At 72.2% G+C, this 15,409-nt stretch carries 13 protein-coding genes; 4 read left to right on the top strand and 9 right to left on the bottom strand.

Annotated features, from left to right (window positions below; translation table 11 throughout):
- Window positions 1-3: 3 nt before the first annotated feature.
- From AC07F0_RS20710 to AC07F0_RS20720, 3 genes are read right to left on the bottom strand one after another with little or no spacing between them, the layout of a single operon-like run.
- Window positions 4-765: a cupin domain-containing protein gene (locus tag AC07F0_RS20710; protein ID WP_478980768.1), complete on the bottom strand. Its 762-nt coding sequence runs from the start codon at window positions 763-765 to the stop codon at window positions 4-6.
- Window positions 759-1,685 carry a DUF6807 domain-containing protein gene (locus AC07F0_RS20715; protein ID WP_478980770.1) on the bottom strand — a complete coding sequence of 309 codons (927 nt, stop codon included), beginning with the start codon at window positions 1,683-1,685 and terminating at the stop codon, window positions 759-761. The genes AC07F0_RS20710 and AC07F0_RS20715 overlap by 7 nt, the downstream gene beginning before the upstream one ends.
- On the bottom strand, window positions 1,682-2,797 hold the full coding sequence (locus AC07F0_RS20720) for a Gfo/Idh/MocA family protein (RefSeq protein WP_478980772.1): 1,116 nt from the start codon (window positions 2,795-2,797) through the stop codon (window positions 1,682-1,684). Before AC07F0_RS20720 ends, AC07F0_RS20715 begins: the two co-directional genes overlap by 4 nt.
- Window positions 2,798-3,136: 339 nt before the next feature.
- Between AC07F0_RS20720 and AC07F0_RS20725 the strand changes: the two genes are divergently transcribed.
- The 4 genes from AC07F0_RS20725 (at window position 3,137) to AC07F0_RS20740 (ending at window position 7,410) form a co-directional block, all read left to right on the top strand.
- A complete protein-coding gene (locus AC07F0_RS20725; RefSeq protein WP_478980774.1) occupies window positions 3,137-4,201 on the top strand; it encodes an alpha/beta hydrolase in 1,065 nt (354 codons plus the stop codon).
- A 194-nt stretch (window positions 4,202-4,395) separates the two neighbouring features.
- Window positions 4,396-5,379 (top strand): Bug family tripartite tricarboxylate transporter substrate binding protein, encoded by a 984-nt coding sequence (locus AC07F0_RS20730; protein WP_436728368.1) that lies wholly within the window; start codon window positions 4,396-4,398, stop codon window positions 5,377-5,379.
- Entirely contained in the window at window positions 5,376-5,915 is a 540-nt protein-coding gene (locus tag AC07F0_RS20735) for a tripartite tricarboxylate transporter TctB family protein (protein ID WP_478980776.1), read from the top strand. The genes AC07F0_RS20730 and AC07F0_RS20735 overlap by 4 nt, the downstream gene beginning before the upstream one ends.
- A 1-nt stretch (window position 5,916) precedes the next feature.
- A complete protein-coding gene (locus tag AC07F0_RS20740) occupies window positions 5,917-7,410 on the top strand; it encodes a tripartite tricarboxylate transporter permease (RefSeq protein WP_478980778.1) in 1,494 nt (497 codons plus the stop codon).
- 5 nt (window positions 7,411-7,415) lie between these two features.
- Here the strand turns inward: AC07F0_RS20740 and AC07F0_RS20745 are convergent, their stop codons facing one another.
- From AC07F0_RS20745 to efeB, 6 genes are all read right to left on the bottom strand, one after another.
- Window positions 7,416-9,353, bottom strand: coding sequence for a DUF2264 domain-containing protein (locus AC07F0_RS20745; RefSeq protein WP_478980780.1), 1,938 nt, complete (start codon window positions 9,351-9,353; stop codon window positions 7,416-7,418).
- A 22-nt stretch (window positions 9,354-9,375) separates the two neighbouring features.
- Window positions 9,376-10,443, bottom strand: coding sequence for a LacI family DNA-binding transcriptional regulator (locus AC07F0_RS20750; RefSeq protein ID WP_478980782.1), 1,068 nt, complete (start codon window positions 10,441-10,443; stop codon window positions 9,376-9,378).
- Window positions 10,444-10,474: 31 nt separating this feature from the next.
- Window positions 10,475-12,124, bottom strand: a complete 1,650-nt coding sequence (locus AC07F0_RS20755; RefSeq protein ID WP_478980783.1) for an extracellular solute-binding protein — start codon at window positions 12,122-12,124, stop codon at window positions 10,475-10,477.
- Window positions 12,125-12,151: 27 nt separating this feature from the next.
- Window positions 12,152-13,039, bottom strand: coding sequence for a carbohydrate ABC transporter permease (locus tag AC07F0_RS20760; RefSeq protein WP_478980785.1), 888 nt, complete (start codon window positions 13,037-13,039; stop codon window positions 12,152-12,154).
- Window positions 13,036-13,890: an ABC transporter permease gene (locus AC07F0_RS20765; RefSeq protein WP_478980787.1), complete on the bottom strand. Its 855-nt coding sequence runs from the start codon at window positions 13,888-13,890 to the stop codon at window positions 13,036-13,038. Before AC07F0_RS20765 ends, AC07F0_RS20760 begins: the two co-directional genes overlap by 4 nt.
- 221 nt (window positions 13,891-14,111) lie before the next feature.
- Complete coding sequence (gene efeB / locus AC07F0_RS20770; protein WP_478981026.1) at window positions 14,112-15,383, bottom strand: iron uptake transporter deferrochelatase/peroxidase subunit; 1,272 nt, start codon at window positions 15,381-15,383, stop codon at window positions 14,112-14,114.
- Window positions 15,384-15,409: the final 26 nt, after the last annotated feature.

The following is a 15,409-nucleotide window of genomic DNA, read 5'->3' on the forward strand; positions in this document are numbered from 1 at the left end:
TCGTTACTCCCCCTGGTACGGCAGCGTCGTCCCGGGCAGGTTGTACTCGTCCCGCCGGCCGCACATGCCGAAGCCGCCGAGCCGGGTGGGCGCGGCCTCGTAGGCGGTGGCCTCGCCGAGGTAGGCGGGTTCGCCGTCGGCCAGCGCGTCGAGCTGGGCGCCGGTGCGTTCGGCGGTGGCCAGGGCGCCCGCCCGCCACAGGGCGCGCCAGGTGGGCACCTTGTCGCGCACGATCCGGGCGGCGGCCCGCTGGAACTCCAGGTACGGGCCGTTGTCGCCGGCGACGAGCGCCTCGCGCAGGGTGAGGTAGCCCTCGACGGCCAGGTCCCGGCGGCGCTGGGCGGCGGCCGCCGTCTCCGGTCCCGTGCCGGGCGGCAGGGCCGCCGCGGCGGCGTACTTCTCCGGGTCGGCGAGCACCTCGGGCGGGAAGGTGAACACGGCGTCCCCGGCCTCGGGCAGGCCGCTGTTCTGCATCAGCACGGTGATACGCAGATCGCCGCCCTGCACCATGCGGTGCACGGTGCCCGGCGTGAACCAGGCGATGGACCCGGCTTCGAGGGGGATGTCCCGGTAGCCGTCGGGGCTCAGCGTCTGGACCGCGCCCCGGCCGCCGGTGACGACGTACGCCTCGGTGCAGACCAGGTGCAGATGGGGGCTGCCACCGCAGACGCCGTCGGCGGCCTCCCAGTCGTAGGCGCTCAGATGGGACAGGCCGATCGCGCCGGGCAGCGGGTGCGGCAGGGCGGGCTTGGCGTCGTTCACCACGGCAGGCCCTCCAGGTGCGTGCCGACCCGGTCGCGGTCCCAGGCGCCGTCGGCGACCACGAGCCGGTAACGGAAGGCGAAGGACTCGCCCGGCGGGAGCTCGAACTCCTCGAAAAACGCCCAGGAGAAGGCGACCGTCGGGAAGGGCTCGGAGCGGACGAACCAGTGCGACTCGTGGATCGCGGACGTCTCGTCGAGGTTCTCGGGCGCGTGCGCGAAGACGAGGGTGGAGTGGCCGTCGACGTCGTCGTGCTCGGTGGTGAAGGCGAGCCAGGGGCCCTGGGTGCCCATCAGCTTGCCCGCGTCGGCGTCGGTGTCCGGGGCGAAGACCGTACCGCCGGTGAAGTCCCGCGGGCCGCGCCACTGGAGTCCGGTGTACCCGGCCATCTCCCGGCCGGCGGTGGTCGGGGAACCGAAGGCCAACGGCTCGGAACGGACGTTGGTGAGGCGGATCGACCAGTCCAGGGCCCAGGCGCCGGCCTGCTCGTCCACCGAGTGCACGGTCAGCCCCCGCACCTCGCGCGCCCACTCCTCGCCGCCGTTCTCGACCCAGGTGAGCTCCTCGGTGAAGGCGAGGCGGTCGTCCTCGACCGTGAACTCCGGGAAGCCGTCGTGCCGCATGGAGCCGACGCGCTCGGGCAGGCGCAGATAGCCCTGGCCGTGGACGTAACAGTTGCCGCCCCAGAAGTTCTGGCCGGACAGATGGCTGGCGGTCATCTGCAGGCCCTTGTGCCAGCGGTGGTCGTTCGGGCGGTAGCCGGTGACCGTGCGGCCGGACAGGGTGCGCACCGGGTGGGCGTACGGCTTGCGGGACTCGAAGGGATCCGGGTCGGGGCGGTAGACGTAGCGGAGGATCTCCGTGCCGTTCGCCGCCGTGACGGCGATGTCCTCGCCGTGGGTGTGGGTGACGCGGATGCTCATGCGCGCTCCTTGGGGGCCCAGTCGGGGTACTCGCCGTGCATGGCCTCGTAGAAGGGGTCGCCGGGGCCGATCTCTCCCGCGTGCACGGAGCCGCCGGTGAACGCCGCCTTGTACAGGGCGGCGGCGAACTCCAGGGTGGCGCGGGCGTCCTGGCCGCTGCCCGGTGGCCGGGTGCCGTTGTCGTAGGCGTCGAGGAGGGCGCCCAGCTGAGCGGTGTGCGAGCTGGGCACGTCGTTCGAGGGGGTCCGCCAGGCGATGGCGCGGTCGGAGGCGACGTGCGGGGCCGGGGTGTAGACCCAGCTGTCGTTGGTGTGGCCGTACAGGTGGGTGAGTTCGACCGTGGCGTCCGCGCAGTCGATGCGGATACGGCTCACCTCGTCCGGGGAGAGCACGCTGTTGACGACGGTGGCGAGGGCGCCGCTCCGGAAACGCACCAGCGCGGTGGAGACGTCCTCGCTCTCGGTGTCGTGGACGAGCCGGGCGGCCATGGCGCGGATCTCCTCCCACTCGCCGAGCAGGTGCAGCAGCAGGTCGTACTGGTGGATGCCGTGGCCCATGGTCGGCCCGCCGCCCTCGCTGGCCCACTTCCCGCGCCACGGCACGGCGTAGTACGCGGCGTCCCGGTGCCAGGTGGTCTGGCAGTGCGCGACCAGCGGGGCGCCCAGCTCGCCGCCGGTGATCAGCTCGCGGGCGTGCACCGCGCCGGATCCGTAGCGGTGCTGGAAGACGACCGCCGCGTACGCCCCGGAGGCCTCCTCGGCGGCGGCGATCTCGTCGTACTCGGCGAGCGACAGGGTGAGCGGCTTCTCGCACAGCACCCAGGCACCGGCCTTGAGCGCGGCCACCGTCTGGTCGCGGTGCAGGGAGGGCGGCGTCCCGATGAGGACCAGATCGGGGCGGACGGCGTCCAGCATCGCGTCCACCGAGGTGTACCCGGCGACCTGGTCTCCGGCCAGCTCTCGGAAGGCGTCGAGGCGCTCCTGGTCGACGTCGACGGCGGCGACCAGTTCCACCCGGTCGGAGTGGGCGCGCAGCGCCGGCAGATGGCTGCCGCTGACGATCGCACCGGTGCCGACGACGGCCACGCGGCGGCGGGCTGGGGACAAGGACATGCGGCGCTCTCCTCGGACGGCCGGCGGACACACGCTGGGACAGCACCTGGAAAGCGCTTGCACCCGGAAGCCGACCCTAGGCGTGAGCGAATGTCTGGACAACCCCCCTGCAGCGACCTGCACAAGGTCTGTCCTGGCGTTCTCCCAGCTCGGGGGTGAGATTCGGGTTGCTGTCACCACCATGGACGCTGGTGCTGACCCCACCAGGAACCGGGTTGCCAGCCGGAGTGATCGGACCGCGGCCCGTCCCTAGCGTTCTGTCGCACCGAGCGCTCGTCTCCGGCATGTCCCTGCCATTCCCGAGGGGGCATCGGCGACAGAAGGGACACCCACCCACCCGTGTTATCCCGCTTCCCGGGAACCGCGCGACGAGCCACCCTCGCCCTGACGGCCGCCGCCCTCGCCCTCACCGCACCGCCCGCCACGGCCGGGGCGAGCCCCGGCTCCGACCACCTCGCCCGCCACCACCACCAGCGCCTGACCTGGAAGAGCTGCGTCCTCGGACCGCACGACACCACCGGCAAGGAACTGGAGCAGGCGGGTGCCCGCTGCGCCGACGTGACCGTCCCGCTGGACTACTCGGACCCCGGCGGCCGCACGATCACCGTCGCGATCTCCCGGATCCCCGCCACCGACACCGACCGCCGCGTCGGCCCGCTGCTGCTCAACGGCGGCGGACCCGGCGGGCAGACCCTCGGCGACCCGCCGTGGGTGCGCAAGGCGATGAAGGACGTCGGCGCCCGGTACGACGTGGTCGGCGTGGACCCCCGCTTCGCCGGCCGCAGCACACCCCTCGACTGCCACTGGCCGACCGGCTCGGCGTGGCGCGGGGCGGGTGAGGACCGGGCCGGCTTCGACCGCATGGCCGCGTTCTCGAAGGACCTCGCCGAGCGCTGCCGCACCCACGCGGGCGATGTCCTCCCCCACGCCACCACCCGCAACACCGCCCGTGACATGGACGTCGTCCGGGCCGCGCTCGGCGAACGGCGGATCTCCTGCCTGGGCTACTCGTACGGCAGTGACGGAGCCGCTCCGCGTGACCCGGAGATCTACTGGCGCGACGTCCAGCGCACCCGCGCGCAGGACCCGCTCTTCGCGCCCGTGACCAACAACCTCAACCCGTGCGCCTTCTGGGACCGGCCGCGCGAGCGCCCGACCACGATCCGGGACGACCTGCCGGCCCTGCTGGTCAACGCGACCGGGGACCCGCGCACCTACTACGACGGCGCCCAGGCGGTCCGCGGCATGTGGCCCTCCTCGCGGCTGATCACCGTGACCGGCGCCGACCAGCACGCGGTGTACGGCGTCCACGACGTGCCGTGCGTCGACGACACGGTCAACGCGTACCTGACCACGGGGCGCCTGCCGGACCGGGACGTGCGCTGCGCCGCGCCCGCCCGGTGAGCCGGGGGCCGCGCGGCGTTCGTGCCGCGCACCGCCCGACCTTCCCTTCGGTCCGGTGACCACAAAGACCAAAACCTCCGTTGGTTCCGCAAGAGAGACAGCCCGTCGGCGCCGGTGCACCATGTGGCCCACGTCACCCTCCCCCACAGGGCCTTTACCTACCCGCAACGACGTACCGACAGGTGGTGGCACTCGTGCGCCTGCGCACCCCCCTCGCCCTGCTCGGGGCCGCCGTGCTCGTGCTCGTCGGACCACCGCTGCTGACCACCGGCAGCGGCTCCGAGACCGGCACACAGATCCCGGGGCTGCGTTTCATGGTCCCCAACACGCCCGGCGGCGGCTACGACATCACGGCCCGCACGGCCGCGAAGAACGCCGAGGACGCCGAACTGACCCACAACATCGAAGTGTTCAACCTGCCCGGCGCCGGCGGCACCGTCGGGCTGAGCCGGCTGGTGAGCGAGCACGGCAACGGCAAGCTCGCCATGTCCATGGGCCTCGGGGTCGTGGGTGCCGTCCGCTCCAACAACGCGCCGAAGACGCTCGGCGACACCACGCCGATCGCCCGGCTCACCGAGGAGCAGGACGTCGTCGTGGTCGCCAAGGACTCGCCGTACAAGACGATCGACGACCTCATCGGCGCCTGGAAGGAGAACCCGGGCAAGCTCCCGGTGGGCGGCGGCTCCTCGCCCGGCGGGCCCGACCACCTCGCGCCGATGCTGATGGCCCGCGCCGCCGGGATTCCCCCGAAGCGGGTCAACTACATCCCGTTCGACGGCGGCGGCGAGCTGCTCGCGTCGATCCTCGGCAACAAGGTCGCCTTCGGTGTGTCCGGCGTCGGCGAGTACCTGGACCAGATCAAGGCGGGCGAACTGCGTCTCCTCGCGGTCACCGGCCCCGAGCGCGTCGAGGGGCTGGACGCGCCCACCTTGAAGGAGGCCGGCTACGACGTGAACTTCACCAACTGGCGCGGCATCGTCGCGCCGCCCGGCCTGTCCGACGGGGAGCGCGGCAAGCTCGTGCGGCTGCTCGAGGAACTGCACGGCTCGGACGAATGGCGCAAGTCCCTGGAGCAGAACGGCTGGGACGACGCCTTCCTCACCGGGGAGAAGTTCGGCGCGTTCCTCGACGCCGAGGACAAGCGCGTGGTGTCGGTGCTGAAGGAGCTGGGACTGTGACGACGCAGACCACCGGGATTCCCCCCGCGGAGCAGGGCGAGCGGCGCTCGTGGCTGCGGGAGCACTCCGAACTCGGCGTGTGCGCACTGCTGCTGGTGCTGGGCGTGCTCGTCCTGGCCGACACGCTCACCATGGACGTCGACATCGCACAGCGCGGGCCGGTGGGCCCCAGGACGGTGCCGGTCGTGGTCGGCGCCGGCCTGCTGGTGATCGCCGCGCTGCTCGCCGTGGACGTGCTGCGCGGCGGCCGGGGCCAGGCCGAGGGCGGTGAGGACATCGACCTGTCCGAGCCCGCCGACTGGCGCACGGTGCTGCTGCTCGCCGGGGTGTTCCTCGGCTCGGCTGTCCTGATCGAGCCGCTCGGCTTTCCCGTCGCGGGCGCGCTGCTGTTCTGGGGTGCGGCGTTCGCGCTCGGCAGCCGCCGGATCGACCGCGATCCGCTCATCGCGGCCGGGCTGTCCCTCGTCACCTACGTCGTCTTCAACAACCTGCTCGGCGTGCCCCTGCCCGGCGGTCCGCTGATGGGAGTGCTGTGACATGGATGCCTTCAACTCCCTTCTGGACGGCTTCGGTACGGCCCTCACCCCGGTCAATCTGCTATGGGCCGCGATCGGTGTGCTGCTCGGCACGGCGATCGGCGTGCTGCCCGGCATCGGCCCGGCGATGGCGGTCGCGCTGCTGCTGCCGGTGACATACGGGCTCCAGCCGACCGGCGCGTTCATCATGTTCGCCGGCATCTACTACGGCGCGATGTTCGGCGGCTCGACCACCTCCATCCTGCTCAACACGCCCGGCGAGAGCGCGGCGGTGGTGGCGGCCATGGAGGGCAACCCCATGGCCAAGTCCGGGCGCGGCGCGCAGGCCCTCGCGGCGGCCGCCGTCGGGCACTTCGCGGGCGGCCTGATCGGCACGATGCTGCTGGTGGCGCTCGCGCCGACGGTCGCCGAGCTGGCCGTGGACATCGGCGCGCCGGACTACTTCGCCATCATGGTGCTGGCGTTCATCGCGGTGACGTCGGTGCTGGGCTCGTCCCGCATCCGGGGCCTCGCCTCCCTGCTGATCGGCCTCACCCTGGGCCTGGTGGGCCTGGACCAGATGACCGGCCAGCAGCGCCTGACCTTCGGCTCGCTGCAGCTGGCCGACGGCATCGACGTGGTGATCGTCGCGGTCGGTCTGTTCGCGATCGGCGAGGCCCTGTGGGTGGCGGCGCATCTGCGGCGCAGGCCGCCGGAGCCGATCCCGGTGGGGCGGCCATGGCTGGGGCGCGGGGATGTGAACCGGACCTGGAAGTCATGGCTGCGCGGCCCGGTCATCGGTTTCCCGTTCGGCGCGATCCCGGCGGGCGGCGCGGAGATCCCGACCTTCCTGTCGTACGTGACGGAGAAGCGTCTGTCGAAGCACAAGGACGAGTGGGGCAAGGGCGCCATCGAGGGTGTGGCCGGCCCGGAGTCGGCGGCGTCGGCCTCGGCGGCGGGCACCCTGGTGTCGATGCTGACCCTGGGCCTGCCGACCACGGCGGTCGCGGCCGTGATGCTGGCGGCCTTCCAGCAGTACGGCATCCAGCCCGGCCCGCTGCTCTTCGAGCGGGAACCCGACCTGGTGTGGGGCCTGATCGCCTCGCTCTTCGTCGGCATGGTGCTGCTGCTCGCGCTCAACCTGCCGCTGGCGCCGGTGTGGGCGAAGCTGCTGCGCGTTCCGCGGCCGTACCTGTACGCCGGGATCATGTTCTTCGCGGCGGTCGGCGCGTACGCGGTCGGCGGTGAGGTGATCGACCTGGTGATCCTGCTGATCATCGGCCTGATCGGCTTCGGCATGCGCCGCTACGGCCTGCCGGTGCTGCCCGCCGTCATCGGCGTGATCCTCGGGCCGAACGCCGAGCAGCAGTTGCGGCGCGCGCTGCAGATCAGCGACGGCAGTGTCACGGGGCTGTTCAACACGCCGTTCGCGGTGACGGTGTACGCGGTGATCGTCCTGCTGCTGGCCTGGCCGCTGGTGAGGAAGGCGGTGACGCGGGGCCGCGCCGCGGCCTGACCCGGTCATCGCCGCACCCGTTCCCGGGTGCCGTCCGGGAAGCGGATCTCCACCTCGCCGGTCGCGGCGACCCGTACGCGCGGTCCTGAACGCCACGCGTCCGGGTCGCCGTTCGTCTCCGGGTCGGCGCTCAGCACGATGAGGGTCACCAGGAGGCTGGTGCCGCCCGGGTGGGCGGGCAGGGTGAGGTACGGGGTCGCCGAGTGGTGGCCGCAGGCATTGGTGCCGACCGCGTGTGCCACCGCCGCTCCGGCGTCCTGCCACCCGTGCAGGCCGGCGACCGTGCTGGTGAGCCCGTCCGCGCGCCGGGCCAGTGCCCAGCCGGGGCCGGTCCGGGCGGCCGGTGGCACGGTGTCGTCGGCGACGGCCCAGCCCCCTTCGCGCACGGGAGTGCCGGGCGGCGCGTCGACGTGGTGCACGCGGACCTCCCAGGGGCCGTGCACCACACTGACCGTCTCGATGCGGTGTCCTTCGCCGTCGCCCGGGAGCTGGGCCCGGTGCCAGGAGGCGGCCCGCCTGCCCTCGACGCCGAGGGGGTGGATACGGCCGCGCGGGGTGGGTGTGCCGTCGGGGGCGAGCAGGGCGATGTGGTTGTCAGGAGCTCGGTCCGCCGGAGTCTCGGGCGCCGTCGCACTGGAGTAGGCGAACCGGGCGTAGTGCGGGCTGTCCTCGGCCGTTGCCGGCGGGGGCGGGAGGCGGTCGCTGCCGTGGTTGACGAGCCGGACGATCCCGTCGGCGGCGGTGGAGTGCAGCAGCCAGCCCGGCGCCGGTAACGCGAGGCGCGCGTCGGCCGTCTCCACCGGGCCGGGTTCCTCGGGCGCCGTCCACACGGGGTGGTCGGCGGGCAGGAGCAGGCCGAGGAAGGCCTTGCTCGCCCAGTACGGGGAGGCCGGGCCCGAGTACCGCTGGGTGACGGGGAGGAAGGGCCCGTACCAGCCGAGCGTGAGCAGCCCCTGCGCGTCGGGCACACCGCGCTCGGCGAAGTGTTTCAGCGCCCCGGAGGCGAGGCGGCGGGTGCGGCCGGGCGGCAGCGGGGTGGCGGCGGCGAGGACGCCCGCCCACAGCGGGGCCGTCGTCGCGAACCGGTAGATGAGGGAGCGGCCCTGGTGCACGGGGGCGCCGTCGGCGCCGAAGAAGTGCTGATGGGCGTGGAGGAACGACCGCAGGCGCGTGCGGTGTTCCGCCACCAGCCGGGGGTCGGCGCGCGGCCCCGCGATACGGGCCCACAGGACCGGATAGAGGTGCAGCGCCCAGGCGTTGTAGTAGTCGAACTTGCGGCCGTCGCCGTCGGTGTACCAGCCGTCGCCCCGGTACCAGTCCTCCAGGCGTGCGAGGCCGGCGTCGATCTCCGTGCGGCTGTGCGGGGCGCCGACGGAGGCGAGGAACTCCTCGGTGATGACCTGGAACAGCCGCCAGTTGGAGTCGTTGACCACGGCTCCGACGAAGCCGCCGAGCCAGTCGGCGACCCGCTGCCGTATCCGGTCGTCGAGCCGGTCCCAGATCCACGGGCGGGTCTCGTGCAGGGCGATGGCGAGGGACGCGGCCTCGACCATGGGCTGGGACCGGTCGGTGATGGGCGGCCAGCGGTCGGGGCCGCGCGGGTCGGTGCCGGCCGTGAGCCCGGCCGCGTACCGCTCGATCAGGCCGGACACGCCCTGCCCGCCCGAACCGGCGACGCGGAACGCGGCCAGCAGGAAGGAGCGGGCGAACCCTTCGAGACCGTCCGACCAGGGCCCGGAGTGGCTGGGCGGGCCGGGCAGCCGGTACTGGGCCAGGCCCGGGGTGGCGTAGGGCGTCAGGGCGTCGAGGAGGCGGTCGGCGATCGCCTCCCAGTGGGCGCGGGTCCAGCCGGTGAGGGGCGAGGTCAGCGGATCGGGGGGTGGCAGGTGGGGCAGGTTGGGGAAGTGCGTCGGGTCGGGGAGCGACACGTGCGGCGCGCTCATGCGGGTGCGGTTCCTCCGTTGGTCACAGGGCGCGCCCGGGCGGGGGCGCGCCGACGCTGTCGCGTACGACGATGTGGGTGCCGAGCAGATGGTGCGCCCCGGCGGCGTGCTCGGGGTCGCGCAGCGCGATGCGCACGGCGGCGCGGCCGAGTTCCTCCGCGGGGGTGCGGACGGTGGTGAGGGGCGGGTTGAAGTCCTCCGCGAGTGGGATGTCGTTGTAGCCGACGACGGAGATGTCGCCGGGGACGCGCAGTCCGGTGTCGGCGATGGCGCGCAGCGCGCCGGCGGCGACCATGTCGTCCCCGGCGAAGACGGCGGTGAACTCCGTTGTCGATTTGAGGAGTTCGGTCATGGCGCGGTGGCCGGCGGCCCGGCCGAGGCCGCAGTCGACGACGTGTGCGGCTTCCGGTGGCAGCCCGTGCTCGGCGAGGGCGGCCCGGTAGCCGGCGACGCGGGCGTCGAGGGCGGTGTTGCCGGGCAGTCCGCCGAGGAAGACGATCCTGCGGTGGCCGGCCGACAGCAGGTGGGCGGTGACGGCGCGGGCCCCGGCCTCGTTGTCGAACTCGACGACGAGCGCCGGGATGTCCGGGTCGGGCGCGGGCCGGCCGCAGAGCACCAGCCGGGCTCCGGAGGAGTCGAGGGCGTGGGCGTAGTGGGCGACGCGCTCGCGGTAGGCGTCGTCCTCGACGACCCCGCCGACCAGGATCACCAGCCGGGCGCCCTCCTCCCGCATGAGCTGCACGAACTCCATCTCGCGCTGCGCGTCGCCGCCGGTGGCGCCGACGACGCAGAGCCAGCCCCGGTCGGCGGCCTCCGCCTCCACGCCCTCGGCGACCTGGGCGTAGAAGGGGCTGGTGACCTGGCGGACCACGACGGCGGCCATCTTGCGGCCGCCGCCGACCAGGGCGCGGGCGTGCGCGTTCGCCACATAGTCGAGGTCGCGGGCCGCGCGCAGGACCCGGGCCCGGGTCGCCGGGGGCACCGGGTGGTTGCCGCTGAGCGCGCGGGAGGCGGTGGCCGTCGACACGCCCGCCCGCTCGGCGACCTCGCGGATCGTGACCCGTCCCTTGGACACCATGTCGTTCCCCATCCCCCGCGTCTCCTCTTCGGCCCACCGCTGCTCAGGTGTTGGCCGCGTAGTCCTTGGCGTACTCCTCGGCCATTCTGTCGCCGCCCCGGCTCCGCCACTTCTTCACGGCCGCGTCCCACTCGGACATGGGCAGGCGCCCGGCGATGATCCCGGTGATCGTGTCGTCCAGGAACGCCTTGAGGGTGGCGCCCTGGGAGTTGTTCGTCGCGGACTGGAGCCCGAAGGAGGCGTCGCGGATGGCGTGCGGTACGACCTCGAGCTGCCAGGCGTGCAGGGCGCGCACGGCGTCGGGCATGCCGGGCACGAACAGCACCTGGGGGCCTTCGGCGAGGTACTTCAGCGGCAGGTTGGTGTTGTTCTCGACCTCGCCGAGCTTGGTGAACTCGGGCGACCCGTCCTTGGCGCGGGTGAAGTGGACGCCCTCGACGCCGTAGTGGACGAGTTCCCACTCCTGACTGCCGAAGGGCGCGGCGAGGTAGTCGAGGATGCGCAGCAGCAGCTCGATGCGCTCCTTCTTCGCCTGCTTCAGGACGGTGTAGCCGAAGGAGCGGCGGGCGGCGACGATGCCGCCGGGCTCGCCGCCGACGCTGTACGGCAGGGCCGCGGCGGGGCTCATCTTGCCCTTGGATTCCCGGTACTTGGGCAGGTAGGCGCCGAATCCGTCCTGCATGGAGCCGACGGTGCCGTTGTAGTAGAGGGTCGTCAGGTCGATCTGGGAGATGGACGTGGCGTCGGGGTGGTAGGAGCCGTTCTTGCGCAGCTGGGCCTGGAAGGCGATGGACGCCTTGTAGCGCTCGTCGGCGGCGGCCGGCAGGAAGGTGCCGTCCTTGGTGACGGCCCAGCGCTGGGGGGCGTTGTGGGCGGCGGAGTGGAAGCCGTTGCCGAACAGGGAGCCGTTGGCGGCGCCGAGCATGTAGGTCCTGCCGCGGGTGCCCCGCCGGGCCACCGCGGTGAAGTCCTCGGCGGTCCAGCCCTCCTTCATGCCCGCGTCGGCGAACATGTCCCGGTTGATCCAGAGGGTCGAGCCGGGCAGCGGGCGTTCCAGCGGGATGCCGTAGATGCGGCCGCCGATGCGGCCCATGTCGCGCCAGGCGTGGGTGGGGATGTTGGCGAGGTTGGGGTAGTCGGTGATCGCGTCGCCCGACAGGTACGGCGTGAGGTCCTGGGCGCGGCGCTGCACGAACTGCGCCTCTCGGGGCAGCGTGAAGCCGGCGAACATGTTGATGATGTCGGGCAGGGCGTCGGCGTCGCCGGCCATGACCGTGGCCATCTTCTTCTGGTAGTCCGCCTGGGAGATGATCGTGTACTCGATCTTCACGCCGAGGGCCTTCTCGACGGCCGCCCAGAAGCGGTTCTGCGAGGCGGGCTTGGGCGGGGTGCCGAAGGAGACGGTCATGACGCGGACGGTGGAGCCGTCGCCCGGGGCGCGGGAGACGGACTTGACCAGGTCGGACGGGTAGGAGGTGTAGCCGGACTGGACGCCTTCCTCGGTGGGGACGAGGTCCGGCTTCGGCCCGGTCGCCGGGCGGTAGGCGGGCCAGGGGGCGAGTTTCCTGCCGGCGTTGGAGACGTCGCCGTCGCCGGAGTCCGAGGAGCAGGCGGTCAGCAGACCGGGGGCGGAGACGGCGGCACCGCCCACTGCCATGGAGCGCAGGAGGGTGCGTCGGGACATGCGGGGCATGGGTGAATCACCTCGTGTCGGCTTGGGTCAGCTCTTGATGGCGCCGGTGAGCACGCCCTTGGTGAAGTACTTCTGCAGGAAGGGGTAGACGAGCAGGATCGGCACGGTGGCGATCACGAGCACCGCCATCTGCACGGTCTGCGGAGCGGTGATGGTGGCCTCGCCGGTGGTGGCGTCGGTGAGTCCGGCACCGGCCACCACATAGGTGCGCAGCACCTGCTGGAGCGGCCAGTGGTCGCTCTCCAGATACAGCGAGGCGTAGAACCAGGAGTTCCAGTAGGCCACGGCGTAGAACAGGCCGACGACGGCGAGCGCGGCCTTGGACAGCGGCAGCACCACCGACACCAGCACCCGCCAGTCCCCCGCCCCGTCCAGCCGGGCCGACTCGTACAGCTCCTCGGGGATCGACTGGAAGAAGCCGCGCAGGACGACCAGGTTGAACACGTTGACCAGGACCGGCAGGACGAGCGAGGCGTACGAGTCGAGCAGGCCGAGTTCCTTGACGAGCAGGAAGCTCGGGATCATGCCGGGCGGGAAGAGGAACGTGAACAGCACCAGCAGCAGGACGGGTTTGCCGCCGAAGACGCCCGGGCGGGACAGCGCGTAGGCCAGGGTCACCGTGCAGGCGAGGCTGAGCAGGGTGCCGACGGTCGTGACACCGGCGCTGACGCCGAGGGCGTGGGTGACGATGCCACCGTCGAAGATGTCGCGGTAGGCGTCGAGCGAGGGCTCGGTGGGCCACAGCACCCAGCCGCCGTTGTCGACGACCTCCCGGGTGGACGCCAGCGAGGTCGACACGATCACCAGGAACGGCACGCACACCAGCAGCACGACCGCGGCGAGGGCGAGGGCCTTGGCGGTCTGGGTGAGCGGCCGGGGTTTCTCCATCCAGCCGGGCCGTGCGGACGCGCTCACTTGTAGACCCCCTGTTCGCCGAGGCGGTGGGCGACCTTGTTGGCCGCGTAGACGAGGAGGGCGCCGACGACACCCTTGAACAGGCCCGCTGCGGCCGCGAATCCGTAGTCGCCGCCGACGATGCCCTGGTAGTAGACGAAGGTGTCGATGACCTCGGCGGTCTCCGGTCCGACCGCGTCGCGTTGCAGCAGCATCTGCTCGAAGCCGACGGAGAGGATGTCGCCGAGCCGCATGATGAGCAGCAGCACGACCACCGGGCGGATGGCGGGCAGGGTGACGTGCCAGAAGCGCCGCCAGGGTCCGGCGCCGTCGAGGGCGGCGGCCTCGTACTGCTGCTCGTCGACCTGGGCGAGCGCGGCGAGGAAGATGATCGTGCCCCAGCCGGCGTCCTTCCAGATGACCTGGGCGACGACGAGCGGCTGGAACGCGTCCGGGTTGCCGATGATGTCGACGGTGTGCAGACCGGCCCCGCTCAGGCCGCTGTTGAGCAGGCCGGTGTCCCCCAGCACCTGCTGGAACAGCGCGACGACGATCACCCACGAGATGAAGTGCGGCAGATACGCCACGGACTGCACGAACCGGCGCACCGAGCTCCAGGTGAGGGTGTGCAGCAGCAGGGCGAGACCGAGCGGCACCGGGAAGTAGAAGACCAGCTGGAGGACGGCGATCCAGAGGGTGTTGAGGACCGAGTCCCAGAACGCCGCGTCCTCGAACATGCGCTGGAAGTTGCCCAGCCCCACCCAGGGGCTGCCCCACAGGCCGTCGAACGGCACGTACTCCTTGAACGCGATGACGTTGCCGACGAGTGCGCCGTAGTGGAACAGCAGGAAGTAGGCGACGCCGGGCAGCATGAGCAGGAACAATGTCCGGCTCTGAAAACCTTTACGCTCGTGCTTCACCCCGTTGGGATCGCCTCGACCCGGGTCAACACCCGTTGTGCCTGCTCGTTCCCGTAAGGCAGTTGCCACGGCTCCCCCTCACCTCGGCGCATCCGGTGAAGGGAAGCTAAAACGTTTACACAGCCCGGTCAACACCTCTGACACAGACGGGACTTCACGCCTGGAGACGGGCCTCAGGCCGAGAGCAGTCCCCGGCCGAACCAGTCGGAGGGCGAGCGCACGCCGGGCAGGGCGAAGAAGTATCCGCCGCCGGTCGGGGAGATGTAGTCCACGAGGGGTTCGTCGATCAGGCGGGTCTGCGTGGCCTCGAACTGGCGCCGCACGTCCTGCTGGTAGCAGCAGAAGACCAGGCCCATGTCGAGGTTTCCGACGCTGTCGACGCCCCGGTCGTAGTTGTAACCCCGGCGCAGGATGCGGGAGTCGTCGGTCGCAGTGGTGCGCGGGTTCGCGAGGCGGATGTGGGCGTCGAGCGGGATGGCGGTGCCGTGCGGGTCCTTGGCGTAGTTCGGGCTGTCGGTCTCCCTGGCGCCGTCCAGCGGAGCACCGGTGTCCTTGCGCCGGCCGAACATCTGCTCCTGCTCGGTCAGCGAGACGCGGTCCCAGAACTCCACGAGCATCCGGATGATCCGGACGACCTGGTAACTGCCCCCGGTCGCCCAGCCGGGTTCGCCCTGCCCTTGGCCGACCCAGACGAGGTGGTCCATCTCGCGGGACGACGCGACGTCCGGGTTGGCTATGCCGTCCTTGAAGCCCAGCAGGTTGCGCGGGGCGCCGCTGGGCCGGGGCGCGTTCTGGAAGCCGTCGACGCGCCAGCGGATCTGCATCGCGCCCCGGGTGTGCTTGGCGATGTCGCGCAGCGCGTGCAGCACGGTGTCCTGCCGGGCCGCGCAGATCTGGAGGGACAGGTCGCCGTGGCACTCGGCGGGGTTCAGGTTGTCGTTGGGGAAGGTGCGCATGGGCGTGAGCCGGCGCGGCTTCGCCCCGGCGAGTCCGTAGCGGTCGTCGAAGAGGGAGGCGCCGACGCCGACGGTCACCGTGAGCGCGTCGGCCGGGACGACCGGACCGAGGATGCCGTTGTCCGAGGGCGGGGCGCCGACACCCAGGTCGGCCGGGGTGCCGCCGGCGGTGAGGAAACGGACCCGCTGGGTCAGGGTCCGCAGCAGGTCGGCCAGTTCCGCGCGATCGCCGGCGATGACGTCGAAGGAGACGAAGGCGGCGGCCTTCTGCTGGGGGGTGAGGATCCCGGCCTGGTGAAGTCCGTGGAAGGGCACGACGGCGTCCGTCCCGTCGGCGGCCCGGACAGTGCCGTCACCGCTTTCGGCGAGGGCGGACCCGCCCCCGGCCAGTACGGCTCCCGCGGCTCCGGCGCCCAGGGCCGTCCTGACGAAGGAACGACGGCCGGCGTGGGCGGGGCAGTCCCGCTGAGGCGTGTCGGCGGACGGCATGAGGGTGTTCCCTTCGGCGTGTTCGT

Source organism: Streptomyces sp. NPDC045955 (genome assembly GCF_056430805.1).

Bases quoted from the DNA above. Each gene is read 5' to 3' on its own strand.
- AC07F0_RS20715 (WP_478980770.1), bottom strand. From the start codon at position 1,685: ATGAGCATCCGCGTCACCCACACCCACGGCGAGGACATCGCCGTCACG.
- AC07F0_RS20720 (WP_478980772.1), bottom strand. From the start codon at position 2,797: ATGTCCTTGTCCCCAGCCCGCCGCCGCGTGGCCGTCGTCGGCACCGGT.
- AC07F0_RS20740 (WP_478980778.1), top strand. From the start codon at position 5,917: ATGGATGCCTTCAACTCCCTTCTGGACGGCTTCGGTACGGCCCTCACC.
- AC07F0_RS20745 (WP_478980780.1), bottom strand. From the start codon at position 9,353: ATGAGCGCGCCGCACGTGTCGCTCCCCGACCCGACGCACTTCCCCAAC.
- AC07F0_RS20750 (WP_478980782.1), bottom strand. From the start codon at position 10,443: ATGGGGAACGACATGGTGTCCAAGGGACGGGTCACGATCCGCGAGGTC.
- AC07F0_RS20755 (WP_478980783.1), bottom strand. From the start codon at position 12,124: ATGCCCCGCATGTCCCGACGCACCCTCCTGCGCTCCATGGCAGTGGGC.
- AC07F0_RS20765 (WP_478980787.1), bottom strand. From the start codon at position 13,890: ATGCTGCCCGGCGTCGCCTACTTCCTGCTGTTCCACTACGGCGCACTC.
- efeB (WP_478981026.1), bottom strand. From the start codon at position 15,383: ATGCCGTCCGCCGACACGCCTCAGCGGGACTGCCCCGCCCACGCCGGC.